This is a genomic window from Ruegeria sp. YTSC325 (genome assembly GCF_059609525.1).
This window is the reverse complement of sequence record NZ_JBXWLY010000004.1, coordinates 247574-272366: the sequence shown is the minus strand read 5'-3', so window position 1 is coordinate 272366 and position 24793 is coordinate 247574. Positions and strand designations below refer to the sequence as shown.

The window sequence follows — 24793 nt, the reverse complement described above, 5'->3', positions numbered from 1 at the left end:
TGGGTCTAGCGCGGAAATCATACGCTCGACCGACCTAAATGTCCCCCGCCTGCCGGCATGCACCGAAAGCCCGCCCCCACGTGTTTTCACATTTCGCTGGGCACGGACATTGATTGACCAGTCAATCACAAACCAGAATCACCTGATTTGTCGAGTGTTTCTTTCCAATTTTCCAACTTTTTTCCCGAAACGCTTAGGCCTTGCCCAGTATCCGGGGCCTTGAAACCCCGGGCCTGACAAGCAACGCTGATCAGAAAGGACACCGCTATGCACCATTTTGACGATATCTTTCGGATGGCCGCCGACCGACATGGCGGCGCCGACGCCCTGAATTCGCAGCTCGAGACACCCAAATCTCCTGAAGAACTGGCGGATCTGCCAGAAGACCGCTGGCTATCGGTGATGACCAAATGCATATTTCAGGCCGGTTTCAGCTGGAAAGTGATCGAGTCCAAATGGGACGGGTTCGAGGCTGCGTTCGACGGTTTTGACGTGGGCCGATGCGCCTTCATGAACGACGAAAAGTTCGACTCCCTCTTGCAAGATACCCGAATCGTGCGCAACGGCACCAAGATCGCCGCCGTGCGTGACAACGCAGCCTTTCTGCTGGAACTGCGTGAAGAAGGTGGTGCAGGCCGGGTGTTGGGTGGCTGGCCTTCGACCGACTTCGTCGGTCTGCTTGAGATGCTGCGTAAGCGTGGTGCGCGCTTGGGGGGAACCTCGGCGCAGATCGCAATGCGCTTTGCAGGCCGTGACAGCTTCATTCTCTCGCAGGACGTCACCGCACGGTTGATTGCCGAAGGCGTCGTAGACAAAGCGCCGACCTCGAAGAAAGCCATGAACGCTGTGCAGGCTGCTTTTAATACGTGGATGGATCAATCCGGGCGTTCGCTCACGGAAATCAGCCGCGTTCTGGCTATGAGCGTTTGAAAACAGGTTGCAGGTTGAAGGTCAGGGATTAAGGTCGGAACATGTTGCGCCTCATTTTGATGACGTCTTTGTTGTTTCTTTACTCGTGCGGCCGTCCCCTAACGGAAAACGAGGTCGCCTTTGCAAGCGCTGTTCAGGGCAACACGCTGGACCTAAAGAACGTACGTTTGGTCGAAGGCGCCCCGGTCGTGCCGATCACCTTTTATCGCAAAGACCGTCCGCGCCTGGCCTGCCGAGAGCGTATCCTGCCGCCAACCAAGGAAGGCGTGGTCACTGCAAAACCTGCCGCCGTCGCGTTGTTTAACAAAGTCTACTTCACGAAAGACTGGTACCTCGAGGATTATATGTCCGAGTTTCCGGAACAGATGGACCTGATCGCCGCCATGTTGCTGGCCCATGAATTGACCCACGTGTGGCAGTGGCAGAACCGGGAAACCACGGGCTATCACCCATTGCGTGCAGCGGCCGAGCATGGGGGCAATACGGATCCTTATCAATTTGATCTGACGACCTCGCCCGATTTCCTGTCCTACGGGTTCGAGCAGCAGGGCGCTATTGTCGAGGAATACATCTGCTGCCGTGCACTGGACCCTACAGCACCGCGCACGCAACGGCTGCATGAAATGCTGGGACAGCACTTTGACCTAGCGGCGCTGCCCGGCGAACGCCGCGAACGGGACGTGGTGATCCCTTGGGCCGATGCTGAGGTCGAGGGAATTTGCCGTTAAGGCTATTTTGCTTGCAACGTTTGCAGGTACGCCACTAAGTCCACGATTGGCTGGCTTGTTAGAATTGGCTGCCCTTGAGGTGTTTTCATCGAAGTATCCTGACCATCGAAATATGGCCCGTAGACCGGCATAGGGCTGCCGTGACTGATCAAGGGATCGCGCCCGTCAATCCGCGCGACAACACGTGCGACCGGGAAAGTACCATCCGCGCTGGCCAATGTGGTCAAATCCGTCGGCTGGATCACCAGCACCCCGGCCATAGGACCCTGCCCGGTAGCATCAATGCCGTGGCACGTCGCGCAATAGTGCTGGTACAGTTTCGCACCCTCTTGCACATCCTGCGCTATGGCCTGAGACCCCATTGCTAACCCTATCGAAACAAGCCCGAGTACCCGTCTGATCATCGCATCCTCCTGTCACGACTGACATTTGCAGACTTGCTCGTTGGGCAGCTTGGCGCAATGATCCAGATCAACGAAACCATAGGACACGGGCCATGACACAATACGCAGCCATCATGCTGGCCGCCGGAATCGGAGTTCCCATCCTCGCCGCATTGAACGCGGCTTTGGGCAAGATGATCGGTTCCCCCACGACCGCCGCAGTGGTTCTGTTCGCCATCGCCTTTGCATCTTCGGCGGTCGTCATGGTGCTATTTCCGGGGTTCGGTGCCTTATCGAAAATCGCCGGGGCACCAAGACACCTGCTGCTTGCGGGTGTGCTTATCGCCTTCTACGTTCTGTCTATCACCCACGTCGCCCCGCATTTCGGTGTGGGCAACGCGGTGTTCTTCGTGTTGATCGGACAGTTGATCAGCGCCGCTGCCATAGACCATTTCGGCCTGTTCGGTGCGCAAGTCACGCCGCTGACATGGATACGCGCGGGCGGTATTGCCGTGATGGCCGCCGGGGTGGCGATCACTCAACTGGCTTAAGAACGCCCCCATCCAACCGCAGCTTGCGATCCATCCGCGCGGCCAGATCCATATTGTGCGTGGCGATCAGGGCCGAGAGCCCCTCGTCCCGCACCAATGCCATTAGCGCATCGAACACCTGATCCGAGGTCTCGGGGTCGAGATTGCCCGTCGGTTCATCCGCCAACAATACGCGCGGCGCGTTGGCCAGCGCGCGGCAAAAGGCGACCCGCTGTTGCTCGCCCCCAGACAGGGCCGCCGGGCGGTGATCCGCGCGCGCCGCAACACCGACGCGATCCAGCAGCGCCATCGCCCTGTCCTGTGCGGCCTTCTCGGAGACACCATTGGCCAGTTGCGGCAGGGTGATGTTCTCCAGCGCTGTGAACTCGGGCAGTAGATGGTGGAACTGATAGACAAAGCCTACATCCTGCCGCCGCAGCGCGGTGCGGGTGCGGTCGCCTTTGCCTGCGATGCTCTGCCCCGCGATCTCAACGGTGCCGCTATCGGGCGTGTCCAGCAGCCCGGCAATATGCAGCAGCGTCGACTTGCCCGCCCCAGAGGGCGCCACTAGTGCAACTGCCTCGCCCGCGCGTAGGTCCAGATCGACGCCGCGCAGCACCTGCACCTCGCCCGGTGTGCCCTGCAGATAGGTTTTGGTCAGGCCGTTCAGCCGCAATGTCACATCACTCATAGCGCAGCGCCTCAACCGGGTTCAGCCGCGCCGCGCGACGGGCCGGAAAATAGGTGACGAAGAAGGACAAGCCAAGCGACAGCCCCACGGCCTTAAGCACATCGGACAAGTGCAACTCGGCCGGCAACGCATAGATGCCCCGGATCGAAGGATCCCAGACCCCGCCGCCCATGACAAAATTCACAAAGCTGAAGATCGGGTCGATATAAATGGCAAACAGACAGCCCAACACCACACCCATCGTGGTGCCGATAATGCCCGTAAATGACCCGCAGATGAAGAACACGCGCAGGACAGACCCCTCGCTGAGGCCAATGGTGCGTAGGATGCCGATATCTCGCCCCTTGTTCTTGACCAGCATGATCAGACCCGAGACGATGTTCATCGCCGCAATTAGTACAAGGATCGACAGGATGATGAACATCACATTGTCCTCGACCTCAAGCGCGCGCAGGAACCCGCCCGAGGCGTCCTGCCATGTCCATATCTGACTGCGTTCGCCTGCTGCTTCCAGGATGGGGATCAGAATGGGTGTCAGATTCTCCGGATCATCCACCATAACTTCGATCTCGTCGGCCACACCTTCCCGGTTAAAGAAGGTCTGCGCCTGTTCGAACGGCATGTAAACACGGGTGCGGTCGATGTCATAGCGCCCGGCCGAAAACACATAAACCACCCGATAGGCGCTGACGCGGGGCGAGGTGCCAAAAGCAGTCTTTACCCCGTTAGGCGAGGTCAGCTTGACTGTATCCCCTACTGTCGCGCCGATACTGCGCGCCACGCCCGAACCGATCGCAATAACGAATTCCTCGTTCTGGAATTCCAACAGATCGCCAACCGCCTGATCGCTTTCGGCGATGCCCGGCAGGTCCAACAAGTCGTCCGGCTGTATCCCAAAAACTTCGACACCGCTGCTGCGGTCGCGGTTGGTGATCAGCACTTGCCCCTTGACCAAAGGTGCCGCCCGTTGAACGCCCGGCACCTGCCCGATCCTGTCAGCCACCTGATCGTAGTTTTCAATGGTCCGATCTACGCGCCCCTGGGCATCAAAATTCCCAGCCGAATAAACCGTCACATGCGCGTTGGCCCCCAGAATGGTGCCGACAAACTCGGCACGGAAACCCGATCGAACAGCCAACGTGGCGATCAGAGCGAACACGGCCAAGGTGATCCCGATCAGCGAGATCCAGGTCATCACGCTGACGCCCCCCTCGGCGCGGCGCGCGCGTAGGTATCGCCAGGCGATTTTCCATTCAAAAGGTGCAAAGGGCGGGGGTGTCTTGGCCATGCCTGCTCCGGTGTTTTTGTTGGACGTGACCCTTTCGGCATTTGGCCAAATGGTCAAGCCGCGCGTTATCCCGACAGGGCTGCGGTTTGCTGCAAAACGGCCTCGGCCCGGTTCCGGTCGCAAATGCCGCGCGCCTCAAGCTCGTGAAAGACACGGTCGCGCAAATCCTGGGGCAGGTTTGCGATGGCGCGGTTGTGCAACCCAAGCGTCAAACTGCGCGGGTCATCCAGCCGTCCCAGCAACTGCGTCAGCGCCTCGGTCGAATATGTAGGCCAGAGCCCGATGGCTGTAGACTCCGCCTCTTCGAACCATGGGGCGTAACCGTCGTGGGATTTCAGGCAAAACGCGTTCATCAGCATGAACTCTGAGGGCCGCCTGCGCGACGCGAACAAGGCCTGAACCGAGCCGTAGCGCGCGTTGATTTCATCCAGCAGAGACAGGACAAGCGACCGGCGCACAGGGTACGGCGTGGCAAAGGTTGTCGTCTTGATCTGCCCTGGATCAGACCGTGGCGCACCTAGGGCATCCAAACTTTGCAGCAGCCAGTTGCGGTGAAAATCACTTTCAATGTCAATGAACGGGATGCGCGCCGCGCCACCGGGCGTAAAGAACTCTGCCTCATCAAACTGGCGCAGAAACAGGTTCTTGGTGTCCAGAATGACCATATTCTCGGAGGCCGCGACCTGCGCCGCGCCCAGTTTCAGAATCTGTTGATTGCGGTAGCCATTGTTGCCACGCCACCCGCCCTTGCGGATCAGCGGAATGCGAAAGCGGTTCTCGATCAGCACACGATCCAGCGCCGGGCGTCGCGCACAATGACCCTCCCCCAGTAGAACATCGTCCCCACTGAGGACGCGCACCTTGTCTTGCAGTGCTCCGTAGGCAGGTAGAATCGGCTCGATCCGCTGCCCCAACGCACCCTCATCAACGTCGTTCATGATCACATGGATCGACCCGACCTGCGCCGGATCAACAAACCGGGCGAAGGAAAGGGCCTGAAGTTCCAGCAAAGGAAAGTCCCTGGAATATACAACCGTTGCGAAACTCAGCACCGCGCGGACCTTTTTGCGTTTTTCCGCTCATCTAGCAGCATTTGCCGACCTGTCCAAGCGAACCACACCACGAATCAGTCGTCGGTTCCGGCAAACCGCTATTCGAGGTAAGGATGATTTAGTCGAACCTCTAAAAACCAAAGGTTGTGATACCGTTCACAGACCAGCGGCGACTGTTTCAGCTATGTAGTCAATGCCGGGCTCGCGTGATTGACTGAACTCAAAATGCAACATTTTCGTTGGAATAATATTTCGCTTTTTGATTATTTTTCGAAACTTTGTCACCCTGACTTTGGGGGAATACAATTTTTAGAGCGGGGGTCGCTCATGAGTATTCGACTAAACAAAGAAAAAGCGGGCGCGATTTCGGCCCGGCAGGCATCAACAGAACTGGATTGCGAAACAGCGGCATTGCTGAGGGCCGCGATCCGCCCTTTGTTTGCAAGTGCTGCAAGTTGGAACAGCCTCACCGATATTCTCAAAGACAAGGGGTATCAACTGGCCTTCCGGCAGGGTCGGCTGTGTGTCACCGAAATCGCCACGGCAAAACGGATTTGCGGGCTGCGGTTTCTGGGGTTGGAGTTTCGCGATCTGGTGCAGCGGATGGGACGCCCCATCGTTGTTGCACGCGACAGTGAAACCGGAGACCTGCTGGCCGCCCGACCTTCGGTGAACGGCGCTTAAAAGCTGCGCCAGAACTGGACTGAACGCCGCGTGGCCTTCCACAGGCTGTGGCGCGCCGCCGCTTTGATACCGGCGCATGTTCCCGGTTCGATCAACCGCCCAAGGACCAGTTTCGCGGGCATATGGCCGCGATGGTAGAACCGGCAGAAATCATCCTCGGTCAAGTCACGCGCAGCTTTACGCCCGTCGTAATACTTCATCCAGACCCGCGCATAGTCTCGGGCCGTCACATCCGGGTCACTGCTGGCCCCACGTCCCCAAAACATCGAGATCGGCTCATCCATCCGTTCGCCCTGATACCCGGCCGTGATCATGCGCAGCATCAGGTCATAGTCGGCCGCCACGCGGAATTGCGGATCATGGCCGCCCAGCGCCGCAAACACGTCGCGCCGGATCAGGACTGAGTTATGGCAGAACGGCATCCGTTGCAGGATCGCAGTCAGCGACATGCGCTTTTCGCGGCTTTCCGTCCCGTCCTTGAACCGGCGCAAGGTGGACCCGTACAGGAAGTCGGGCCGGGTCGCGGTCAAACGTTCAGCGGCTATGTTCAGGATGTCATCCGAAGCGAGTGAGTCATCCGAGTTCAGGAACAAAAGGTATTGACCACGCGCGGCCCCTGCCCCCTTGTTCATCGCATCATAGAGGTTGCGGTCCGGTTCGCTGATCACGCGGGTCCGTTCTGCATTGGCAGTGACGTCCTGAAGAAACGGGACGGTGCCATCCGTTGAGGCACCGTCCTGAATAATATGCTCGGCCCTCAAGCAGTTCTGGCGGGCCATGCACGCGATTACCTCGCGAAAGCTATCCTGCCGCCCTTGGGACAGCAGGTTATGCGTCGCCGTGACAACCGAGATCAGCGGCGCGTCTGTGTCAGCCGATTTGCTCATAGATCTCGGCGATCTTAGTGACGGCGGCCTCGGGGCTGAGTTCCTCGCTCTCGCCAGTGCGGCGGCAGGTCAGTTCAACCACACCGTTTTTCAACCCGCGCGGACCAACGGTGATGCGCCATGGCAGGCCGATCAGGTCCATGGTGGCGAATTTGCCACCTGCCCGCTCGTTGCGGTCATCATAGAGCGGCTCCAGCCCCAGCGCGGTCAGCGCACCGTAGAGCTTGTCACAGGCCGCATCTGCCTCTTCATCGCCCTGCTTCAGGTTCACGATGCCGCAATGGAACGGGGTTACGCCTTCGGGCCAGATGATGCCCTTATCGTCATGGCTGGCTTCTATGATGGCGCCGATCAGGCGGCTGACGCCGATGCCGTGGCTGCCCATGTGAACGGGCGTCGGCTTGCCATCCGGGCCTTGAACGGTTGCGCCCATCGCCTCGGAATACTTGGTGCCGAAATAGAAGATCTGCCCTACTTCGATCCCACGCGCCACACGGCGGCGATCCTCGGGCACCTGATTGAACAGCGCCTCGTCATGGGTTTCATCGGTGCGCGCATATTTCGAGGTGAACTCTTCCAAGATCGCCTGACATTGCGCGCGGTCGTCATAGTCGATCTGACGATCACCAAAACTCAGATCGGTGACAGCGCTGTCATAGAAGACCTCGGATTCACCCGTATCGGCCAGCACAAGGAATTCATGCGTGTCGTCGCCACCGATCGGGCCGGAATCGGCGCGCATCGGGATGGCTTGCAGGCCCATACGTTCATAGGTGCGCAGATAGCTGACCAGATGGCGGTTATAAGCGTGCAGCGCATCCTCTTTGGTCAGGTCGAAGTTGTAGCCGTCCTTCATATAGAACTCACGCCCCCGCATCACGCCGAAACGCGGGCGGATTTCATCGCGGAACTTCCACTGGATCTGGTACAGGGTCAGCGGCAGGTCTTTGTAGCTGTTGACGTGGCCACGGAAGATATCCGTCACCAGTTCCTCGGCAGTCGGCGTAAACAACATATCCCGGTCATGCCGGTCCTTCATCCGCAGCATTTCCTGACCATAGTCGTCGTAACGCCCGGATTCGCGCCACAGGTCCGCCGATTGGATGATCGGCATCTGAATCGCGATATGGCCTGCGCGCGCCTGCTCTTCGTGGATGATGTTTTCCAGCTTGCGCAGCACTTTGAAGCCCATCGGTAGCCACGAGTAAATCCCGGCCGAAGCCTGCTTGATCATGCCCGCGCGCAGCATCAGCCGGTGACTGACGATTTGAGCCTCGGAGGGGTTTTCCTTGAGAACGGGCAGAAAGTAACGGCTCAGGCGCATGGGAGGACCTTCAAAGGTGAAAATTTCGCTGCAAGGTGATTATGCCAAAGCCTCGCCGGGGGCAATCACGCAATGGCGTTTTTGCGACCCCCGGCCCGTCGCATTTTTTATTGACCCGCCAGTCAGGAACCTCAAATGTGACAGGAATGTAAAAATGTGAGGCCCCGATGCAGACAATCTCGGAACCCGCCCGTCAAATTCCTGTTGTTCACCAGACGGATGTTCTGGTCGTGGGCTCTGGCCCCGCCGGGTTGGCCGCCGCTTTGGCCGCCGCGCGCGCCGGGGCCGAAGTGTCACTGGTTGACCGCTTTGGCTGCATGGGCGGCAATATCACCGCCGTGGGGGTAGAGGGGTTCGCATGGTATCGCCACGAACAAACGGTCGAGGCAGGCGGCATCGGCATGGAGTTTGAGACCCGCGCCAAGGACATGGGCGCGGCGGTGCCGGAAAGCCAGTCGCTGAGTTATGAGCTGGACAGCGAGGGGTTCAAGCTGGTCGCCGACAAACTGGTCGAAGAGGCGGGTGTGCATCCGATGCTGCACCGTCAGTTCGTGGCCCCGATCATGGACGGCAACCGGATCACCGGCATCATCACCGAATCCAAAGCGGGGCGCGAGGCGATTCTGGCCCGCGTTGTAATCGACGCTACCGGCGACGCAGATGTCGCCCACCGCGCCGGTGCCCCGACCCATAAAACCGCGCGCGAGGATATGATGGCGGCCTCGGTCATGTTTCATCTGGCCGGTGTCGACAAGCGCGCGTTTATGGAGGGCGTCAAGGCCGATCCGCAGACCTACAAGGACTGGGGCGGCGGCGGTGAGTGGAATATCGAGACCTCGGGGAAAGAGGATGACATGTTCTCGCCCTTCGTTCACAAGCCCTTCCAACAGGCGATTGATGCAGGGATGATCCCGCCGCACCTGAACACCATCGCAGGCACGTGGGGTGCGATGCATGATACGGGTGAGCTGACCTATATGAACCTCATCCATCTGGCCGAGATTGACGGCACCGATCCCGACAGCTTGACGCGGGGCGAGATCGAGGGCCGCCGTCAGTCGATGCTGGCCATTGAGGCGCTGCGCCGTTTCATGCCGGGCTGCGAAAACGCGCGGCTGCGAAATTTCGGCATGACCATCGGTATCCGTGACACACGCAAGATCGACGCGGTCTACAACATGACCGAGGATGACGCCCGCCATCAGGGCCGGTTCGAAGATACGATCGGCATCTACCCCGAATTCATTGACGGCTATGGCATCCTGATCCTACCCACCACGGGGCGGTATATGCAGGTGCCCTATCGTTCGATGCTCCCCAAGGGAATCAAAGGGTTGCTGGTCGCGGGCCGCTCCCACGGAGCCGACAAAGTGGCCCATGCCGCCACACGCAACATGGCCTGCTGCGCTGTCATGGGCCAAGGCGCAGGCATCGCCGCTGCGCTATCGTTGAAAAGCAATCAGGAGGTCGACACGATGAACCTCGCCCCCGTCCACAAAGAACTCGATCGTCAGGGCGTGCGGATTCACTGATGCAGCATATCCCAACCATCGACATCACCCCCCTGCGCGACTCGGCGCACTCGGACTACGCTAGCATCGTTCAGCAAATCATGGACGCCTGCACCGGTATCGGCTTTCTGTCGATCACCGGCACGGGCATTTCCCCCGATACGGCAGACGCCGTGCGCGCCTGCGTGCGCGATATCTTTGCGGTCGAGGAAAGCGCCAAATGGGATCAGGCCATCACGCGCGAGAATTACCGCGGATACATCCCGATGGGGTTCTTTACCCCGAATGACGGATCGGGAAAGGCCGACAAATACGAGGGCTACAAGCTGCACTATGACGTGGCCCTCGATGCACCGATCCGGCAGGACTGCGCGCTGTATGGCCCGAACCTCTGGCCAAAGGGCGTGGACGGCGCGCGCGACACGATACTGGGCTATTGGTCGCAACTGGACACGGTGGCCGATCACCTGCTGGGCGCGCTAGAGGTCGGCCTGGCCCTGCCTGCGCGCGCCCTGCGCGATGCCTTTGTCGATCCAATGACCAACATGACCCTGCTGCATTACCCGCCGCAGGCACCGGATGAGGGTGGATATGGTATCCACCCGCACAAGGATACCGACGCCCTGACCATCATCGCCCCCGACCCCGTCGGCGGGCTGGAGGTTCAGACCCGCGAAGGCGGCTGGATCACGCCGGACTGCCCTCCTGGCGGGTTTGTCGTGAATATCGGTGACATGCTAGAGCTTTGGTCCGGTGGACGCCTGAAATCCACGCCACACCGGGTTGTCAACCGATCTGGGCAAGAACGCTATTCCTTCCCATATTTCGCTGTACCTCGTCATGATGTTGTTGTGCGTCCGCTGCTGGAGCCTTTGGACGGATTCGACCGCCCTTCGGTCCATTGCGGCCATTGGTCGGCCGAGATATGGCGCACCAACTGGCCAGATGAACATGCCGATGAGGCGACGCCGGAACTGGGAACGCTTGCCGATTGAGGGGCAGAAATCCACAGCCCCATGAACCGCTTGCATCGCCGCGCCGCATACGCCAAGAACATATGCAAGAACCGGCAACAAGGGGACGGGCATGGCGCTGCCAGTGAAGGACCAACTCAGATACTGGGGCATTGCCGCTGTTGTCTTCGTGTTCCTGATGTGGGCGCTGGGCGATGTGCTTTTGCCTTTCGTAATTGGCGGTGCGATTGCCTATTTTCTTGACCCGGTTGCCGACCGGCTGGAAAATCTGGGGCTGTCACGCATGGCGGCAACCGCGATTATAACCGTTGTCGGAGTTCTGGGCTTTGTCCTGATGATCCTGATGGTCGTGCCCGCGCTGGTCACGCAGCTGATCGACCTTGTCGAGTTCATGCCCAGCCTGATCAAACAGCTGCGCGGGTTTGTCGAGCAACAATTCCCCTCGCTGCTGGACCGCGAATCCAGCTCGCACCAATTCCTTGTCTCGCTGGGCGAGACGCTGCAATCCAAAACCGGGGATGTGCTGCAATCGGTGGCGGCGTCGCTGGGATCCGCGATCAATGTGGTGGTGCTGCTGGTGATCGTCCCCGTTGTCGCTGTCTATCTGCTGTTGGACTGGGACCGTATGATCGCCCGTGTCGGAGAGCTGTTGCCCCGCGACCACGCCCCCACCATAAAGCGCCTGGCCAGCGAGATTGACGCCGTTTTGGCCTCGTTCGTGCGCGGTATGGGTACGGTCTGCCTGATCCTTGGCACCTATTATGCCGTGGCGCTGATGGCGGTGGGCCTGCAGTTTGGCCTGATCGTGGGCTTTATCGCCGGGCTCGTAACCTTCATCCCCTATCTGGGCGCACTGATCGGCGGATCGCTGGCAATCGGGCTGGCCCTGTTTCAGTTCTGGGGCGACTGGGCGCAGATCGGGCTGGTCGCCGGGATCTTCGCGCTGGGACAAGTGACCGAGGGCAATTTCCTGACCCCCAAGCTGGTGGGCAGTTCGGTAGGTTTGCACCCTGTCTGGCTTTTGCTGGCTTTATCGGTGTTTGGCGCCATGTTCGGATTTGTCGGGATGCTGGTGGCGGTTCCGGTCGCGGCGGCACTGGGTGTTGTGGCCCGGTTCATGACCTCTCTTTATCTGGACAGCCGCTTGTATACGGGCCTTGAAGGGCTTCAACAGGACGACGAATAAATGCCCCGCCAACTGAGCTTTGACCTGCCGGCCAAAACCGCCTTGGGCCGCGAGGATTTCTTTGTCTCGCCTGCCAATGCGCTGGCGGTGGCGATGATTTCTGCGACCTCGTGGCCCGGCAACAAGCTGGTGCTAAGCGGCCCGGCGGGCGCGGGAAAGACTCACCTGGCCCATGTCTGGGCGGCTGAGACCGGAGGCCGGATTATTCAGGCCCGTGATCTGCGCTATGACGATGTACCCGCACTGGCCAGCACGCCGATTGCTGTGGAAGACGTGCCGATGATCGCCGGTGATCCCGACCTCCAAAAGACGTTGTTCCATTTGCACAACTTGACGTTGGCGGAAGGCAACGCTCTGTTGATGACAGGGCGCATGGCTCCGAAGTTCTGGGAACTGCCGCTGCCTGACCTTCAAAGCCGGATCGAGGGGGCACACCACGTAGCACTGGACCCGCCAGACGACGCCCTTTTGGGGGCGGTTCTGGCTAAACTGTTTCTGGACCGACAGCTTAACCCGGGCCCCGAGGTGATATCCTACCTTGTGAAACACATGGATCGTAGGTTCGAGACAGCCGCAAATGTTGTCGCGCAGTTGGATTTGGTGGCTTTGACTGAAAAACGTGACATCACCCGCTCGCTGGCTGTGCGTGTTTTGAACTCGGACGTAGGTGATGTCGCATCTGACGATTGACCCAAACCCGACGATTTCGCATTCTAAGCACGGAATATCTGGAAGAGACATGGATCAGACCGTCGACACAGACATCCCCGACTGGGGGCCTTTCGGAAAACCGCTATTCGACAACCCCGAGGCCCGCGCCCTGTCGCGTGTCGGAGTGGTCGACGTTGGATCGAACTCGGTCCGAATGGTTATCTTTGACGGTGCAGCACGGTCGCCAGCCTATTTCTACAACGAAAAAGTTATGTGCGAACTGGGCGCAGGCCTGTCCGAGACCGGGCGTCTGAACCCACGCGGACGGGAACGCGCATTGGCTGCCCTGCGTCGGTTTGCACAACTGGCCCAGGATTTGGGGCTGCCGGGCCTGCATGTTGTCGCGACGGCTGCGGTGCGCGAAGCCACAGATGGGCCTGCCTTCTGCAAAGAGGTGTTTGCCGAAACTGGCCTGACCGTCTCGGTTATCGACGGCGGTGAAGAGGCGCGCCTGTCTGCGCAAGGCGTCCTGTTGGGCTGGCCCGGAGCCTATGGCTTGATCTGCGACATCGGCGGGTCTTCGATGGAACTGGCCGAGATCGGAGGCGGCGATGTGGGCCGCCGCGTGACATCGGCCCTTGGTCCGCTCAAGCTGCGCGATATCAAAGGTGGGCGACGGGCGCGCAAAGCACATATCAAAGCCACGATGGAAGAGCTGCGCGATCAAATGGGGCCGCAGCGTGACCGGCTGTTTCTGGTCGGTGGCAGTTGGCGTGCTTTTGCACGGTTGGACATGTTGCGCCGGGGCTATCCGCTGAACGTGCTGCATGAATACCGCATGACCACCAAACAGGTTCACGAGACAATAAAATTCATTGAAAAGGGCGACCCGGACAAGCTGCGAAGCCTTGCTGGTGTGTCTGGCTCTCGTATGGCGTTGATGCCCTTTGCGATGGATGTACTGGCCCGGTTGGTGCGGACGTTCAAACCTAAGGATATCGCGATCTCAAGCTATGGCATCCGTGAAGGCTTGCTATACGAACAGATGCCGCAAATCCTGCGCGACCGCGATCCATTGATCGAAGCCAGTCGATTTTATGAGGCGAAAGATGCTCGCTTGCCCGGGTTCAGCAAACACTTGTTTGACTTCGTGATGCCCTTGTTCAAATCCGCCCCCGACGCACGGGTGCGTCTGATCAAGGCGGCTTGCCTGCTGCATGATGTAAGTTGGCGCGCGCATCCCGACTACCGGGCCGAGACCTGCTTTGACTATGTCACACGCGCCAATTTGGGGGGCCTAAAACACTCCGAGCGGGTATTCATCGGGCTTGCCCTGCAGCACCGATACCGCAACAAGCGCGAAGATAATCGGTTTGCACCGCTTTATGACCTGTTAGATGAAAGCGGCCAGAAACAGGCCGAGATTCTGGGCAAAGCCATGCGGTTCGGCGCGATGCTTTGGATGCAGAACGACGCCACGATGGGTAAGTTGCGCTTTTATCCAAAAAAGCGACAGCTTGAACTGTTTTTGCCTGAAACCGCTGCCTCGCTCTTCAGCGAAGTGGCCCAAGCGCGCCTGAATTCACTGGCGTCTGCACTGAGGTCGGAAACCCGCGTTGTGATCAAAGGCTGAGCCTTAGATATCAATCTCACCTTCCGGCGCGTCCTGCGGCTGTACCGGTTCGATTTCGGGTGTTTCAGGCTTTTTGCGGATAATGATATCGCCATTGGGCAGGATTTCCGGGACCTCATAGGTGCTCCAGTCCTCGATCTCGGCAGCCAGATCCGCAAGCGCTGGACCCATCTCGGCCATGAAAGACTGCATCGCTGGTCCAAACTGATCAGCCAGCCCCAGCAATTCATCGAACGCTGGTTCCATTTCCTTTCGCAGCCCTTCAAAGAACAGTTCGGCGCCTTGCTCCATCAGCGACGGGCCGCTGTCATCTTCAGCGTGGGCCGGGTGGGTCAAGGCTACGGAAATCGCGCAGATCGTGATGAAATGTCTCATACTGGCAATATAGAGCCATCAGGCCGGTCATGTAAGGTCACAGATCAATATCCAGTGTGACGGGGAAATGATCGGATGCGGTCAAAAGCGCTTGATGCAAGTCCTTCACAGCCAGGCAGGCGGGATCATGAAAAGGATGCCAGATGCGCCATTTCGGACTGCACGCCCGCAATTCCTCGCTGATCATGATGTAGTCCAGTAGAGCCTCAAGATACTCACCTTCGGTCGGGCGCGCAAAGCGCGCCGTCGAAAACAAACTACCCGGTTGATCCGCATAGGCCTCGACCGCGTGAGGGTCGAACAGGCCCGCTTGCAACAAAATCTCGACCGAGGATCGGCCGAACAGGTTTTCAAACTCATCCAGCCCCGGTCCATCGTTCAGATCGCCCATCAGGATCACGGGTTCTGCCGCGTCTAAATGGGCCCCTACCCGCCGCGACAGCCACACCGCCTGAGCCAATTGCTTGCGTCGATTGGCGATCGAGATTCGTATAGCCTCATCCCGGCTTTCGGCCCCATGAGGGGCTTTTGACTTCAGGTGCGCGCCGATCAGACGAAAGCGCCCACCCGCCGGTGTCCGCACCAATAGCTCCATCGGAGGCTTTGAAAACCGAACGCGGTCTTCGGTCGCGTCGATGTCGAGGTCAATATGAAACACGCCGTCAAACCGCGGGGCGTTCTTGTCACCCGTCCCCTTCGGGTCGTGATTTACTGCCATGGCCATCGGGTCATACATCAGCGACAGTTCCTGATGCGTGTCGTTGGCAAAACCCATCACCGCGTGACTGGTGCGCAGATCAAATGCTTCGGCAAAGCGCTGCAACGCGCGCACAGTGTTCTGGGTCTTACCAGTGTTAGGCGCTTCGACTATGAGCATCGCGTCCGCATCTACGGCCGTCAAAACTTTGGCAATCGCCTCAACCTGTTCCGCCTTGGTGATGTTGTGCCTGCCGGACCAACTGTCGTCGACAATCAGCTTGTCCTGACGATCAAAAAGATTGGCGAACCACTCGATATTGTAGGTCGCCAACCGCATTGCGGTCAGGCCCGAGCGCCGTTGATCTCATCCCATGCGCGGTTGATGTCGATCATCTTTTTCTCGGCCAGTCGGATCGCCTCTTCGGGGACGCCACGTGCCATCATCGCGTCGGGATGGGTTTCGCGCACCAATTGCCGCCAGACCTTTCGGATATCAAGTAATGGCATATCTCGCGGAACACCCAACACAATGTACGGATCATTAGGCGCATCCGGGACAAACCGCGCGCGCAAGGCCAGAAATTGCGCCTCGGTCTGGCCAAAGATGCGGCTGACCTCTTCCAGAAACTCGTTTTCGTTGGGGTGGTAGAACCCATCCGCCATGGCGATGTGGAACAGCCCCTCCATCAAATCGCAGAAGGTGGTGCTGTCATCGGCAAACATCCCCGCGATCTTGCGGGCATATTCCTGATACCCCGCAACGTCGGTTCGGGCCATGTCGAACACACGTGCGGCGTCTGCCTCATCTTCGCGCGCGATCTGAAAGACATCACGAAATGCGGTGACTTCATCTCGGGTTACTTGCCCATCGGCCTTGGCCATCTTGGCGCCCAGCGCGATCACTGCGATCGTAAAGGCCACCGACCGTTCAGGCGGCGTACGCAGCTTTTCGAAAACAGCAGTCAGGCTTTCGCCCTTGGCAAGCGCGCTTAGCGCATCGGATATGCGAGTCCAGATCGACATGAGCGCACCCTAGCCTTTGAAAACGCCGGTGTCAGGTGCGACTAGTGGCTTGGGGCCAAGAATTTTCTGCATTAGCACAAGATCCAGCCGTTTGCCCCATTTGTATCCTACCTCGGGCATCCGTCCGACATGTTGGAACCCAAGCGCTGCATGGAACGCCTCAGCCCCCGGATTGGCCGATGAGATGCCGGCGACCAACACATGAACGTCCTCATGCCGCGCGACTTCTTCCAGTGCAGCCATCAGGGCCCTCCCCGCGCCTTTGCCGCGTGCTTGCTCTGATAACTGAACAGAATGCTCGCGGCATTGGGCATATCCGGGGCCGGATCGGAACGGGCCATAGGTGGCAAATCCCTGAACCAAAGCGGCGTCTTCAACCACCAGATAGGCGCGGTCCCGTTGTCGGATATCCTCTGCAATGCTGTCGGTGTTGCGTTCCGCCGTCGTAAAGGTGATCAGTGTGTCCCGAATGATAGTATTCGCAATGTCCGCGATTGCCTTGGCATCCGCCACCTGAGCCTGACGAATTTTCATTCCAACACGCGCGGTCCATGCGGTGTCTCAAACTCCGCCCGCAATGCCGCAGCACCGCTGTCGAAAACCACGCCCTCCATCTGGCCCAACAGTTTCGCAAGCTCCAGACCTTCCGGATGCGAGACCACCAAGCGGCGCAATCGGCAACCGCTTTGCGTTAACATCCGCGCCGGGTGCAGATCGCCATGCCATTGAATAAGAGCCGGAAACAGGTTGTCGAAAGGCAAACGACCACTCGGTGGGACCGCCATCTGCCACCGCAACGCACCCCGGGCCAAGTCGATTGGATGTCCAACACCATCGGGGAACACATCCAGCGCCGCGTCAATACTCGGCACCTGGCAAATCCAATTGGTCAAACGCGGAGGGCCCTCGAACCGATCCAGATCGAACCAGCGTGTTCGCTCGGGATTGGGTGCGGCCGGGTCGATTGCAATGGCTTCGAGATACAATCCATCGGCCAACCCTAGTAGACGATTATGTGTTCCGAAGGCTTCGTGTTTGCCACCCTCTTGCAGGGTCACACCCAGCGCGTCTTCGATATGGGCTGCAGCCTCCTCAACGGTTTCGCCTGAGACGGCCAGATGATCCAGTAACATGAGTGCCTCCAACGTAGTGCGACCAGACCTTTTGGGTCTGGTCGCATGTTTCCGTCAAAGCGCCGGGATCACAAGATTTTTCGTCGAAAAATCTTTAGCCTTACCCTTTGGCTTCTCGGATCAGGCGCAAGATGTCTTGTGCAGCCTCGGGAATGTTCGTGCCCGGTCCAAAGATCGCCTTGACGCCGTGATCATAGAGGAACTGATAATCCTGCTGCGGGATCACACCGCCGCAAATGACGATAATATCTTCAGCTCCGGCCTTTTTCAGTTCTTCGACCAGTTGCGGGGCCAGCGTTTTGTGTCCCGCGGCCTGAGACGAAATCCCGACCACATGAACGTCATTGTCGACCGCATCCTGCGCCGCCTCAGCAGGTGTCTGGAACAGTGGGCCAACATCCACGTCAAAGCCGATATCGGCAAAGGCGGTCGCGATCACCTTGGCACCCCGGTCATGCCCGTCCTGACCCATCTTGACCACCAACAGGCGCGGGCGGCGGCCCTCTGCCTCGGCGAATTCGTCGATGGATTTCTGGATCGCGGCAAAGCCTTCGTCGCCCTCATAGGCGGCACCATAGACACCGGCCAGTGTTTTCACCTCGGCGCGGTGGCGGCCGAACTCTTTCTCCATTGCCATGCTGATCTCTCCTACGGATGCGCGGGCGCGGGCGGCTTCGACCGCAGCAGCCAGCAGGTTTCCGCCCTCCTGGGCGGCTTTGGTCAGGGCGTCCAGCGCGTCTTTACATGCCGCCTCATCACGGGTGGCGCGGATACGTTCCAAGCGCGCGACCTGCGCCTCGCGCACGGCGACGTTGTCGACGTCCAGAATGTCGATCGGGTCTTCCTGTTCCTTGCGGTATTTGTTGACGCCTACGATAACCTCTTCGCCCCGGTCGATCATCGCTTGACGGCGCGCGGCGCTTTCCTCGATTCGCAGCTTGGGCATGCCCGAGGCAACAGCCTTGGTCATCCCGCCCATCTCTTCGACCTCTTCCATCAGGGCCCAGGCTTTTTCGACCAGCTCATTGGTCAGGCTTTCGATGTAATATGAGCCCGCCAGAGGATCGACCACATCGGTTACACCGGTCTCTTCCTGCAGCACCAACTGTGTGTTGCGGGCGATGCGGGCTGAGAAATCAGTGGGCAACGCGATTGCCTCGTCCAGCGCGTTGGTGTGCAAGCTTTGCGTGCCTCCCAGAACCGCGCTCATCGCCTCATAGGCCGTGCGGATCACGTTGTTGTATGGGTCTTGTTCCTGCAGCGAAACGCCAGAGGTCTGACAGTGAGTGCGCAACATCTTGGACCGCTCTGATTTCGCCCCGAAATCGGTCATCACGCGGTGCCACAGGGTGCGGGCGGCGCGCAGTTTTGCGATCTCCATGAAGAAGTTCATACCAATCGCAAAGAAGAACGACAGACGTCCCGCGAACTTGTCCACGTCCATCCCGGCCTGCGTCGCAGCGCGCACGTACTCGCGCCCGTCCGCCAGCGTATAGGCCAGCTCCTGCACCAGGTTCGCGCCGGCCTCTTGCATATGGTAGCCCGAGATCGAGATCGAGTTGAACTTGGGCATCTCATTCGACGTATAATCGATGATGTCCGAAATGATCTTCATCGACGGCTCGGGCGGGTAAATATAGGTATTCCGCACCATGAACTCTTTCAGAATGTCATTCTGAATGGTGCCGGACAGCACAGATTTGTCGTGCCCCTGCTCTTCGCCTGCCACGATGAAACTCGCCAAAATTGGGACCACAGCACCGTTCATGGTCATCGAGACCGAAACCTTGTCCAGTGGAATGCCATCGAACAGGATCTTCATGTCCTCGACAGAATCGATTGCTACACCCGCCTTACCCACATCGCCCACAACGCGCGGGTGGTCGCTGTCATAGCCGCGATGCGTGGCCAGATCGAAGGCTACCGACACGCCCTGTTGACCCGCGGCCAGATTGCGGCGGTAGAAGGCATTCGATTCCTCGGCGGTCGAAAAACCCGCATATTGACGGATCGTCCATGGGCGGCCTGCATACATCGTAGCCTTCACCCCGCGCGTGAACGGGCCGAACCCCGGCAGCGTACCCATGTGCGGCAGATCCGCCGTATCTTCGGCTGTATAGAGCGGCTTGACGTCGATGCCTTCCAGCGTCTCTTTGGTCAGATCTTCCAGCGGACGCCCGCGCAGCTCTTTTTCGGCCAGCGCCTGCCAGTCTTTGGTATCGGTCATGGCGATTTCCTTTTCCTATTTCGGGTTGCGCGCGAAGAGGAACCCGCACGCAGTTATGTTTCGAAGTGCCCGGCCAATCCGGGCTGCGCGCGACAAATTGAGCGCGCATTGCATTTCACTGGTCGCATTCATCTGAACAGGGGCTATATTCGATGGAACAGGAGGCCCCATGACACGAACGCTTGCCCTTGTTTTCTCGGCACTAATCCCGCTGGCCGCGATGGCTGCCGATGGGTCTGCGCCGGATGAGGATGAATTTGTCCGACCCGCAGGTGACAGCGAGTTGAGCGAGTTTTTATGGGTCAACAGACCCATTGTCGTCTTTGCCGACACGCCCGCAGACCCCCGCTTCCAACAACAAATCGACATGCTGATCGAAGGCGAAGCCGCGATGCGTGACCGCGATGTGATTGTCATCACCGACACGGACCCGGCGGCCAAATCCCCGATACGGTCGCAATTGCGCCCGCGTGGTTTCCAGATGGTGTTCGTCGACAAGGACGGCGTGGTCAAACTGCGCAAGCCGTCCCCGTGGAGCGTGCGTGAGATCGGTCGATCCATCGACAAGACCCCCCTCCGCGAACGCGAGATTCGCGAACGGCGCGAGGGCGGTTGATAGCCTTCGCCACGCCCCAAGCCCCCGGCGCAGAACGCCGGGAGAGCTATGGGGTATGACAAAAGCGCCGTCATGATCACTCGAACTCGATGATCACATCGTCCACGGCAAGACTGTCGCCGGGGCCTGCGTTGATCTTGGCGACCACACCTTTCTTCTCGGCGCGTAGGATGTTTTCCATCTTCATCGCCTCGACAGTGCATAGCGCCTGACCTTCCTGCACCTCTTGGCCCAGTTCAACGTCGATCTTCACGATCAGGCCGGGCATCGGGCAGAGCAGCATTTTCGAGGTATCGGGCGGCAGTTTCTCGGGCATCAGTTTGGCCAGCTCCGCCTGACGCGGACGGCGCACATGCACTTTCAGGTCTGCACCCCGGTTGCGGATACGGAACCCACCCGAGATTTTGCCGACCTTCATGACCAGCGCCTCTCCGTCGACATCCAAAACAGCCAGTTGGTCGCCCGGCGTCCAATCCGAGGCAACCCGCAGGCTTGTGCCATCCGAGAAGGCCACCGTCGCGCCCTCTTTATCCGCTTCGATCTTGACGTCGAACTCCTGACCCTGCAGCGCAACATTCCAATGCGCGCCGACCTTGCGCTCGTGGTTGTCCATACGGCCCGAGACGCGGGTGCGACGAATTTCAGCGACACGGTACATCGCCGCGCAAGACGCGGCGATACGGCGCAGGTCTTCTTCTGGCAGGGTGACGCCTTCAAAACCGTCGGGATACTCTTCGGCGATGAAAGCGGTGGTCATGTCACCGCTGACAAATTTCGGGTGATCCATCACGGCGGACAGGAACGGCAGGTTGTGACCGATACCTTCGACCTCAAAGCTGTCCAGCGCCACACGCATCGCCTCGATCGCGGCTTCCCGGGTCGGCGCCCAGGTGCAGAGCTTGGCGATCATCGGGTCATAGTACATGCTGATCTCGCCGCCCTCATAGACGCCGGTATCGTTACGCACTGCGGCCTCGCCTTCGGGCGCGTCACCCTGCCATTTGCCATTCACCAACATCGGACCAGCCGCCGTTTCCATCGGCGGGCGATAGCGGGTTAAACGGCCAATCGAGGGCAGGAAGTTGCGATACGGGTCTTCGGCATACAGACGGTTTTCAATCGCCCAGCCAGTCAGGGTGACGTCATCTTGGGTGATGGTCAGTTTCTCACCTGCGGCTACGCGGATCATCTGTTCCACCAGATCGACACCGGTGATCAGCTCGGTCACAGGGTGTTCCACCTGCAGGCGGGTGTTCATTTCCAGGAAATAGAAGTTCTTATCCCCATCCACGATGAACTCGACCGTCCCGGCGCTGGCATAGTTTACAGCTTTGGCCAGCGCGACAGCCTGTTCACCCATTGCCTTGCGTGTCTCGGGGTCGAGGAAGGGCGACGGGGCCTCTTCCACAACCTTCTGGTTCCGACGCTGGATCGAGCATTCACGCTCGCCCAGATAAATACCGTTGCCGTGGCTGTCGCAGAGAACCTGAATTTCGATATGGCGGGGTTGTGTCACGAATTTCTCGATGAAGATCCGGTCATCGCCAAAGGAATTCGCGGCCTCGTTCTTGGACGACTGGAAACCCTCGCGCGCCTCGTCGTCATTCCATGCGATCCGCATGCCTTTGCCGCCGCCACCGGCGCTGGCCTTGATCATGACCGGGTAGCCGATCTCGTTCGAAATCTTCACTGCCTCTTCCGCGTCTTCGATCAGCCCCATGTAACCGGGCACGGTCGACACGCCTGCGTCCTGCGCAATTTTCTTCGAGGTGATCTTGTCGCCCATGCTTTCGATCGCGCCGACCGGGGGACCGACAAAAGCCACGCCTTCGGCCTCAAGCGCTTCGGCGAACTTGGAGTTTTCCGACAGGAAGCCGTAACCGGGATGTACCGCCTGAGCGCCGCTTTGACGGATCGCGTCCATGACCTTGTCAATCACGATATAGGACTGGTTCGCAGGGGGCGGGCCGATATGAACGGCCTCATCGGCCATTGATACGTGCAGCGCGTTGCGGTCCGCGTCCGAATAAATGGCAACGGTGCCGATACCCATCTTGCGCGCAGTCTTGATGACCCGGCAGGCGATTTCGCCCCGGTTGGCAATCAGTATCTTGTTGAACATGGAACGTCCTTTGTCTTGGTGTTCGAAAAACGTAACACGCCGCCGCGAGGACTTAACCCCACGACGGCGTGATCAGCGATGACGGTCGGGGCCGAGTAAGCCCCGATGACTTCGTTAGCTACAGTTGTTTTGCGTCTTGCAATACAGCACGTTGCCGGCCGCGCCGACCACGGCCCCAAAGAGCGGGTCCGATTGCAGCACCGCCGCGCCGACCGCGCCGGCGCCGCCGCCCAAGATCGCCTGTTCGCCCGTGGTGTCGCCACAGGCTGCAAGCCCGGCGCAGGTCGCCAATGCAATCGCAAGTTTCGAGAGTCGCATGATTTCTGCCTCATCTGTTGGTTTGAATCAGTCGAAGCCAGATGCGCGGTTCGTGTACCGCTATTCAATAACAGACAGGTATTAGGCCAAATATGCGCAGCTTTATGCCGTCGATCCCCCTCCGTGTGCGCAAAGAAAAACGCGGGCAGGGATTTGTGAAACTCACAAGCCTGCCCGCGGAAGGAAGGGGTACGGAATAGTAGGTGCATGTGCGGCGCAGGCAAAGTAGAGCCGCACGGCTTGGACACCATGCACGGTGTGGTTGCACCTGCAAACTGTGATTCACGAGTTGCAATTTTTCCGGCTGGAATCTGCCCATTCAAGGAAAAGCCGCGCAATTTTGCGCCGACGCTGTTTCGCGCATATTCACGGGGACTCACGTGAATGTTCGTCACAATCCCGTTACAAACGTTGACCCGAAAAACAAGCTTTGCACTTGCAGCATCACGTTTTGCGCACGCGATAGCGACGAAAAAAAACACTGCACTCATAAGGTTAACAGATCTGTTCACCTTGCTGTGATCCAGGTCCGCTTTTCCCACAAATTTTCTTGAGATTTTTGCGTTTAATTGTCCCAATCTCGTGATTTCCCTGAAAATCGTCGGCGTGGAACGTTGCGCGTGCACACTCGCACACAAGGAAACATCCAAATGATTACAAAGAGAAAAACGGCATCTCTGCTCGCTGCCACTGCGCTTAGTGTGACTGGCACGCTTGCTTATGCCCAGGATGCGAATACGCAGGCCGAACTGGAGAAACTTCGCCTCCGGATCGAAGCCTTGGAATCTCAGGGACCGAACGCGACACCCGGTGAGTTTAGGATCGGGAATACGACACTGGACGTCTATGGCTATGTCAAAGCCGACTTCTTCTACGATTTCGACTTCGACCAAGGCGATACAGCGTTCGTCAACGTAATTGGTGAACCTTCTGCTGAGACCAGCGGTACCTTTGGCGCAACCGTCCGTCAGTCGCGGATCGGCTTGCTCACCAGTACGCCTAGCGCCATTGGCGATATCGGCGGTCAGTTGGAGCTTGACCTGTTTGCAGGCGGCGGCGCTGCTGAACTGCGTTTGCGTCACGCCAATATCCGTATCGGCGACCAGTGGTTGATCGGCCAGTTCTGGACCAACTTCCAGCCTTTGGACACGTATCCGACCTCGGTTGAATTCAACGGTCCCGTTGGTATCGCCTTCGCCCGTGTTCCGCAGATCCGTTACACTAACGCATTCTCTGAAAATGCCGAATTTGCACTCTCCATCGAGGAAAACGTCGGTAGCTCCAACTCGGATGATCCGGTTTTCACCGCGTCGGCCGAATACAATGATGGCACTTACGTCGCCCGAATTGCCGGTCTTTACGGTCGAGCCCAGGACGACGCCGGCATCAATGAAGTCGACCAATGGGGTGTGACTCTGTCCGGATCGGCGCGGCTTTGGCAGGGTGGCCTGTTCCAGGTCAACTACGTGACCGGTCAGGCGCTTGGACCGTGGCTGATCGGCTTGGGTGATGCGGTGGTCAATGGCGAAGCCAACGATGTTGACGGCTTCACCGTCGAACTGCGTCAGGACATCGGTCCGAAATGGAACGTCGGTATCGCCTACGGTTACGAGGACTATGACTTGGCAACCTCGACTGGTGACCTGGCCTTTACCGAGCTTGAGACGATCCACGTAAACGCCTTCTATCAGGCGACCGAGACTCTGACACTGAGCGCCGAATACATCTATGGTGAGCGGAACGACGTGAACTCGGGCGATGACTTTGACGGCAGCCGCGTTCAAGTTGCGGCGCAGTTGAACTTCTGATCGCATATCACGACCCTGCC

At 58.9% G+C, this 24793-nt stretch carries 24 protein-coding genes and 1 pseudogene; 11 read left to right on the top strand and 14 right to left on the bottom strand.

Translation table 11 applies throughout. The annotated features are described in order from the left end of the window. Positions 1-267: 267 nt before the first annotated feature. Entirely contained in the window at positions 268-930 is a 663-nt protein-coding gene (locus AC2FF7_RS08720; protein WP_480867663.1) for a DNA-3-methyladenine glycosylase I, read from the top strand. A gap of 41 nt (positions 931-971) precedes the next feature. Further along, a complete protein-coding gene (locus AC2FF7_RS08715; protein ID WP_170352509.1) occupies positions 972-1658 on the top strand; it encodes a hypothetical protein in 687 nt (228 codons plus the stop codon). 2 nt (positions 1659-1660) lie between these two features. On the opposite strand, the gene AC2FF7_RS08710 is transcribed toward AC2FF7_RS08715, so the two are convergent. After that, a complete protein-coding gene (locus AC2FF7_RS08710; RefSeq protein WP_170753127.1) occupies positions 1661-2062 on the bottom strand; it encodes a c-type cytochrome in 402 nt (133 codons plus the stop codon). Positions 2063-2154: 92 nt separating this feature from the next. Between AC2FF7_RS08710 and AC2FF7_RS08705 the strand changes: the two genes are divergently transcribed. Continuing rightward, positions 2155-2592, top strand: a complete 438-nt coding sequence (locus AC2FF7_RS08705) for a DMT family transporter (RefSeq protein ID WP_170352507.1) — start codon at positions 2155-2157, stop codon at positions 2590-2592. Here AC2FF7_RS08705 and AC2FF7_RS08700 read toward each other — a convergent pair. The 3 genes and pseudogenes from AC2FF7_RS08700 to AC2FF7_RS08690 all read right to left on the bottom strand — a co-directional run. Further along, the gene (locus AC2FF7_RS08700; protein ID WP_170753129.1) at positions 2576-3262 is read right to left on the bottom strand and encodes an ABC transporter ATP-binding protein; all 687 of its coding nucleotides are present in this window, start codon (positions 3260-3262) and stop codon (positions 2576-2578) included. The genes AC2FF7_RS08705 and AC2FF7_RS08700 overlap by 17 nt on opposite strands. Next, on the bottom strand, positions 3255-4550 hold the full coding sequence (locus AC2FF7_RS08695) for a lipoprotein-releasing ABC transporter permease subunit (RefSeq protein WP_496905503.1): 1296 nt from the start codon (positions 4548-4550) through the stop codon (positions 3255-3257). The genes AC2FF7_RS08700 and AC2FF7_RS08695 overlap by 8 nt, the downstream gene beginning before the upstream one ends. Before the next feature lie 65 nt (positions 4551-4615). Further along, positions 4616-5605: pseudogene (locus AC2FF7_RS08690) on the bottom strand (DUF6492 family protein); the annotation flags it as partial. A 324-nt stretch (positions 5606-5929) separates the two neighbouring features. Between AC2FF7_RS08690 and AC2FF7_RS08685 the strand changes: the two are divergent. Next, entirely contained in the window at positions 5930-6286 is a 357-nt protein-coding gene (locus tag AC2FF7_RS08685; protein WP_480867668.1) for a hypothetical protein, read from the top strand. On the opposite strand, the gene AC2FF7_RS08680 is transcribed toward AC2FF7_RS08685, so the two are convergent. Further along, positions 6283-7173, bottom strand: coding sequence for a glycosyltransferase family 2 protein (locus AC2FF7_RS08680; RefSeq protein ID WP_480867670.1), 891 nt, complete (start codon positions 7171-7173; stop codon positions 6283-6285). The two genes, AC2FF7_RS08685 and AC2FF7_RS08680, sit on opposite strands and share 4 nt — an antisense overlap. Continuing rightward, the gene (gene proS, locus AC2FF7_RS08675) at positions 7157-8497 is read right to left on the bottom strand and encodes a proline--tRNA ligase (protein WP_170753139.1); all 1341 of its coding nucleotides are present in this window, start codon (positions 8495-8497) and stop codon (positions 7157-7159) included. The genes AC2FF7_RS08680 and proS overlap by 17 nt, the downstream gene beginning before the upstream one ends. A gap of 167 nt (positions 8498-8664) precedes the next feature. Here proS and AC2FF7_RS08670 point away from each other — a divergent pair, with 167 nt between their 5' ends. The 5 genes from AC2FF7_RS08670 (at position 8665) to AC2FF7_RS08650 (ending at position 14452) form a co-directional block, all read left to right on the top strand. Further along, entirely contained in the window at positions 8665-10029 is a 1365-nt protein-coding gene (locus AC2FF7_RS08670) for an FAD-dependent oxidoreductase (protein WP_170753141.1), read from the top strand. Next, positions 10029-11003 carry an isopenicillin N synthase family dioxygenase gene (locus AC2FF7_RS08665; RefSeq protein ID WP_496905502.1) on the top strand — a complete coding sequence of 325 codons (975 nt, stop codon included), beginning with the start codon at positions 10029-10031 and terminating at the stop codon, positions 11001-11003. The genes AC2FF7_RS08670 and AC2FF7_RS08665 overlap by 1 nt, the downstream gene beginning before the upstream one ends. Positions 11004-11094: 91 nt before the next feature. After that, the gene (locus AC2FF7_RS08660; RefSeq protein WP_170352498.1) at positions 11095-12168 is read left to right on the top strand and encodes an AI-2E family transporter; all 1074 of its coding nucleotides are present in this window, start codon (positions 11095-11097) and stop codon (positions 12166-12168) included. Beyond that, positions 12169-12858 (top strand): P-loop NTPase family protein, encoded by a 690-nt coding sequence (locus AC2FF7_RS08655; protein ID WP_480867674.1) that lies wholly within the window; start codon positions 12169-12171, stop codon positions 12856-12858. A 49-nt stretch (positions 12859-12907) separates the two neighbouring features. Continuing rightward, on the top strand, positions 12908-14452 hold the full coding sequence (locus AC2FF7_RS08650; RefSeq protein WP_170753146.1) for a Ppx/GppA family phosphatase: 1545 nt from the start codon (positions 12908-12910) through the stop codon (positions 14450-14452). A 3-nt stretch (positions 14453-14455) separates the two neighbouring features. Here AC2FF7_RS08650 and AC2FF7_RS08645 read toward each other — a convergent pair whose 3' ends face one another. The 6 genes from AC2FF7_RS08645 to scpA form a co-directional block, all read right to left on the bottom strand. Then, positions 14456-14827, bottom strand: a complete 372-nt coding sequence (locus AC2FF7_RS08645) for a hypothetical protein (protein WP_480867676.1) — start codon at positions 14825-14827, stop codon at positions 14456-14458. A gap of 37 nt (positions 14828-14864) precedes the next feature. Further along, entirely contained in the window at positions 14865-15863 is a 999-nt protein-coding gene (locus AC2FF7_RS08640; protein ID WP_496905501.1) for an endonuclease/exonuclease/phosphatase family protein, read from the bottom strand. Between the two features lie 5 nt (positions 15864-15868). Then, the gene (locus AC2FF7_RS08635) at positions 15869-16549 is read right to left on the bottom strand and encodes a molecular chaperone DjiA (RefSeq protein ID WP_170352493.1); all 681 of its coding nucleotides are present in this window, start codon (positions 16547-16549) and stop codon (positions 15869-15871) included. Positions 16550-16558: 9 nt separating this feature from the next. Further along, positions 16559-17083: a GNAT family N-acetyltransferase gene (locus AC2FF7_RS08630; protein ID WP_496905500.1), complete on the bottom strand. Its 525-nt coding sequence runs from the start codon at positions 17081-17083 to the stop codon at positions 16559-16561. Continuing rightward, entirely contained in the window at positions 17080-17682 is a 603-nt protein-coding gene (locus AC2FF7_RS08625) for a VOC family protein (RefSeq protein ID WP_170753154.1), read from the bottom strand. The genes AC2FF7_RS08630 and AC2FF7_RS08625 overlap by 4 nt, the downstream gene beginning before the upstream one ends. A gap of 100 nt (positions 17683-17782) precedes the next feature. Continuing rightward, complete coding sequence (gene scpA, locus AC2FF7_RS08620; RefSeq protein WP_480867682.1) at positions 17783-19909, bottom strand: methylmalonyl-CoA mutase; 2127 nt, start codon at positions 19907-19909, stop codon at positions 17783-17785. Between the two features lie 169 nt (positions 19910-20078). Between scpA and AC2FF7_RS08615 the strand changes: the two genes are divergently transcribed. Then, positions 20079-20525 (top strand): DUF4174 domain-containing protein, encoded by a 447-nt coding sequence (locus tag AC2FF7_RS08615; RefSeq protein WP_170352489.1) that lies wholly within the window; start codon positions 20079-20081, stop codon positions 20523-20525. A gap of 76 nt (positions 20526-20601) precedes the next feature. On the opposite strand, the gene AC2FF7_RS08610 is transcribed toward AC2FF7_RS08615, so the two are convergent. Together AC2FF7_RS08610 and AC2FF7_RS08605 are read right to left on the bottom strand one after the other, a co-directional pair. Further along, positions 20602-22647, bottom strand: a complete 2046-nt coding sequence (locus tag AC2FF7_RS08610; RefSeq protein WP_496905499.1) for an acetyl-CoA carboxylase biotin carboxylase subunit — start codon at positions 22645-22647, stop codon at positions 20602-20604. Positions 22648-22761: 114 nt separating this feature from the next. After that, positions 22762-22965 carry a hypothetical protein gene (locus AC2FF7_RS08605; RefSeq protein WP_480867685.1) on the bottom strand — a complete coding sequence of 68 codons (204 nt, stop codon included), beginning with the start codon at positions 22963-22965 and terminating at the stop codon, positions 22762-22764. A 650-nt stretch (positions 22966-23615) separates the two neighbouring features. Between AC2FF7_RS08605 and AC2FF7_RS08600 the strand changes: the two genes are divergently transcribed. Next, a complete protein-coding gene (locus AC2FF7_RS08600) occupies positions 23616-24773 on the top strand; it encodes a DcaP family trimeric outer membrane transporter (protein ID WP_480867687.1) in 1158 nt (385 codons plus the stop codon). The last annotated feature ends 20 nt before the right edge of the window (positions 24774-24793 follow it).

What these genes read in the sequence shown, in the direction of transcription:
- AC2FF7_RS08695 (WP_496905503.1), bottom strand. Translation starts at nt 4,550, where the DNA reads ATGGCCAAGACACCCCCGCCCTTTGCACCTTTTGAATGGAAAATCGCC.
- AC2FF7_RS08720 (WP_480867663.1), top strand. Translation starts at nt 268, where the DNA reads ATGCACCATTTTGACGATATCTTTCGGATGGCCGCCGACCGACATGGC.
- AC2FF7_RS08610 (WP_496905499.1), bottom strand. Translation starts at nt 22,647, where the DNA reads ATGTTCAACAAGATACTGATTGCCAACCGGGGCGAAATCGCCTGCCGG.
- AC2FF7_RS08700 (WP_170753129.1), bottom strand. Translation starts at nt 3,262, where the DNA reads ATGAGTGATGTGACATTGCGGCTGAACGGCCTGACCAAAACCTATCTG.
- AC2FF7_RS08645 (WP_480867676.1), bottom strand. Translation starts at nt 14,827, where the DNA reads ATGAGACATTTCATCACGATCTGCGCGATTTCCGTAGCCTTGACCCAC.
- AC2FF7_RS08630 (WP_496905500.1), bottom strand. Translation starts at nt 17,083, where the DNA reads ATGAAAATTCGTCAGGCTCAGGTGGCGGATGCCAAGGCAATCGCGGAC.
- AC2FF7_RS08685 (WP_480867668.1), top strand. Translation starts at nt 5,930, where the DNA reads ATGAGTATTCGACTAAACAAAGAAAAAGCGGGCGCGATTTCGGCCCGG.
- proS (WP_170753139.1), bottom strand. Translation starts at nt 8,497, where the DNA reads ATGCGCCTGAGCCGTTACTTTCTGCCCGTTCTCAAGGAAAACCCCTCC.
- AC2FF7_RS08650 (WP_170753146.1), top strand. Translation starts at nt 12,908, where the DNA reads ATGGATCAGACCGTCGACACAGACATCCCCGACTGGGGGCCTTTCGGA.
- AC2FF7_RS08665 (WP_496905502.1), top strand. Translation starts at nt 10,029, where the DNA reads ATGCAGCATATCCCAACCATCGACATCACCCCCCTGCGCGACTCGGCG.
- AC2FF7_RS08635 (WP_170352493.1), bottom strand. Translation starts at nt 16,549, where the DNA reads ATGTCGATCTGGACTCGCATATCCGATGCGCTAAGCGCGCTTGCCAAG.
- AC2FF7_RS08655 (WP_480867674.1), top strand. Translation starts at nt 12,169, where the DNA reads ATGCCCCGCCAACTGAGCTTTGACCTGCCGGCCAAAACCGCCTTGGGC.
- AC2FF7_RS08625 (WP_170753154.1), bottom strand. Translation starts at nt 17,682, where the DNA reads ATGTTACTGGATCATCTGGCCGTCTCAGGCGAAACCGTTGAGGAGGCT.
- AC2FF7_RS08615 (WP_170352489.1), top strand. Translation starts at nt 20,079, where the DNA reads ATGACACGAACGCTTGCCCTTGTTTTCTCGGCACTAATCCCGCTGGCC.
- AC2FF7_RS08705 (WP_170352507.1), top strand. Translation starts at nt 2,155, where the DNA reads ATGACACAATACGCAGCCATCATGCTGGCCGCCGGAATCGGAGTTCCC.
- AC2FF7_RS08680 (WP_480867670.1), bottom strand. Translation starts at nt 7,173, where the DNA reads ATGAGCAAATCGGCTGACACAGACGCGCCGCTGATCTCGGTTGTCACG.
- AC2FF7_RS08660 (WP_170352498.1), top strand. Translation starts at nt 11,095, where the DNA reads ATGGCGCTGCCAGTGAAGGACCAACTCAGATACTGGGGCATTGCCGCT.
- scpA (WP_480867682.1), bottom strand. Translation starts at nt 19,909, where the DNA reads ATGACCGATACCAAAGACTGGCAGGCGCTGGCCGAAAAAGAGCTGCGC.
- AC2FF7_RS08670 (WP_170753141.1), top strand. Translation starts at nt 8,665, where the DNA reads ATGCAGACAATCTCGGAACCCGCCCGTCAAATTCCTGTTGTTCACCAG.
- AC2FF7_RS08715 (WP_170352509.1), top strand. Translation starts at nt 972, where the DNA reads ATGTTGCGCCTCATTTTGATGACGTCTTTGTTGTTTCTTTACTCGTGC.
- AC2FF7_RS08710 (WP_170753127.1), bottom strand. Translation starts at nt 2,062, where the DNA reads ATGATCAGACGGGTACTCGGGCTTGTTTCGATAGGGTTAGCAATGGGG.
- AC2FF7_RS08640 (WP_496905501.1), bottom strand. Translation starts at nt 15,863, where the DNA reads ATGCGGTTGGCGACCTACAATATCGAGTGGTTCGCCAATCTTTTTGAT.
- AC2FF7_RS08605 (WP_480867685.1), bottom strand. Translation starts at nt 22,965, where the DNA reads ATGCGACTCTCGAAACTTGCGATTGCATTGGCGACCTGCGCCGGGCTT.
- AC2FF7_RS08600 (WP_480867687.1), top strand. Translation starts at nt 23,616, where the DNA reads ATGATTACAAAGAGAAAAACGGCATCTCTGCTCGCTGCCACTGCGCTT.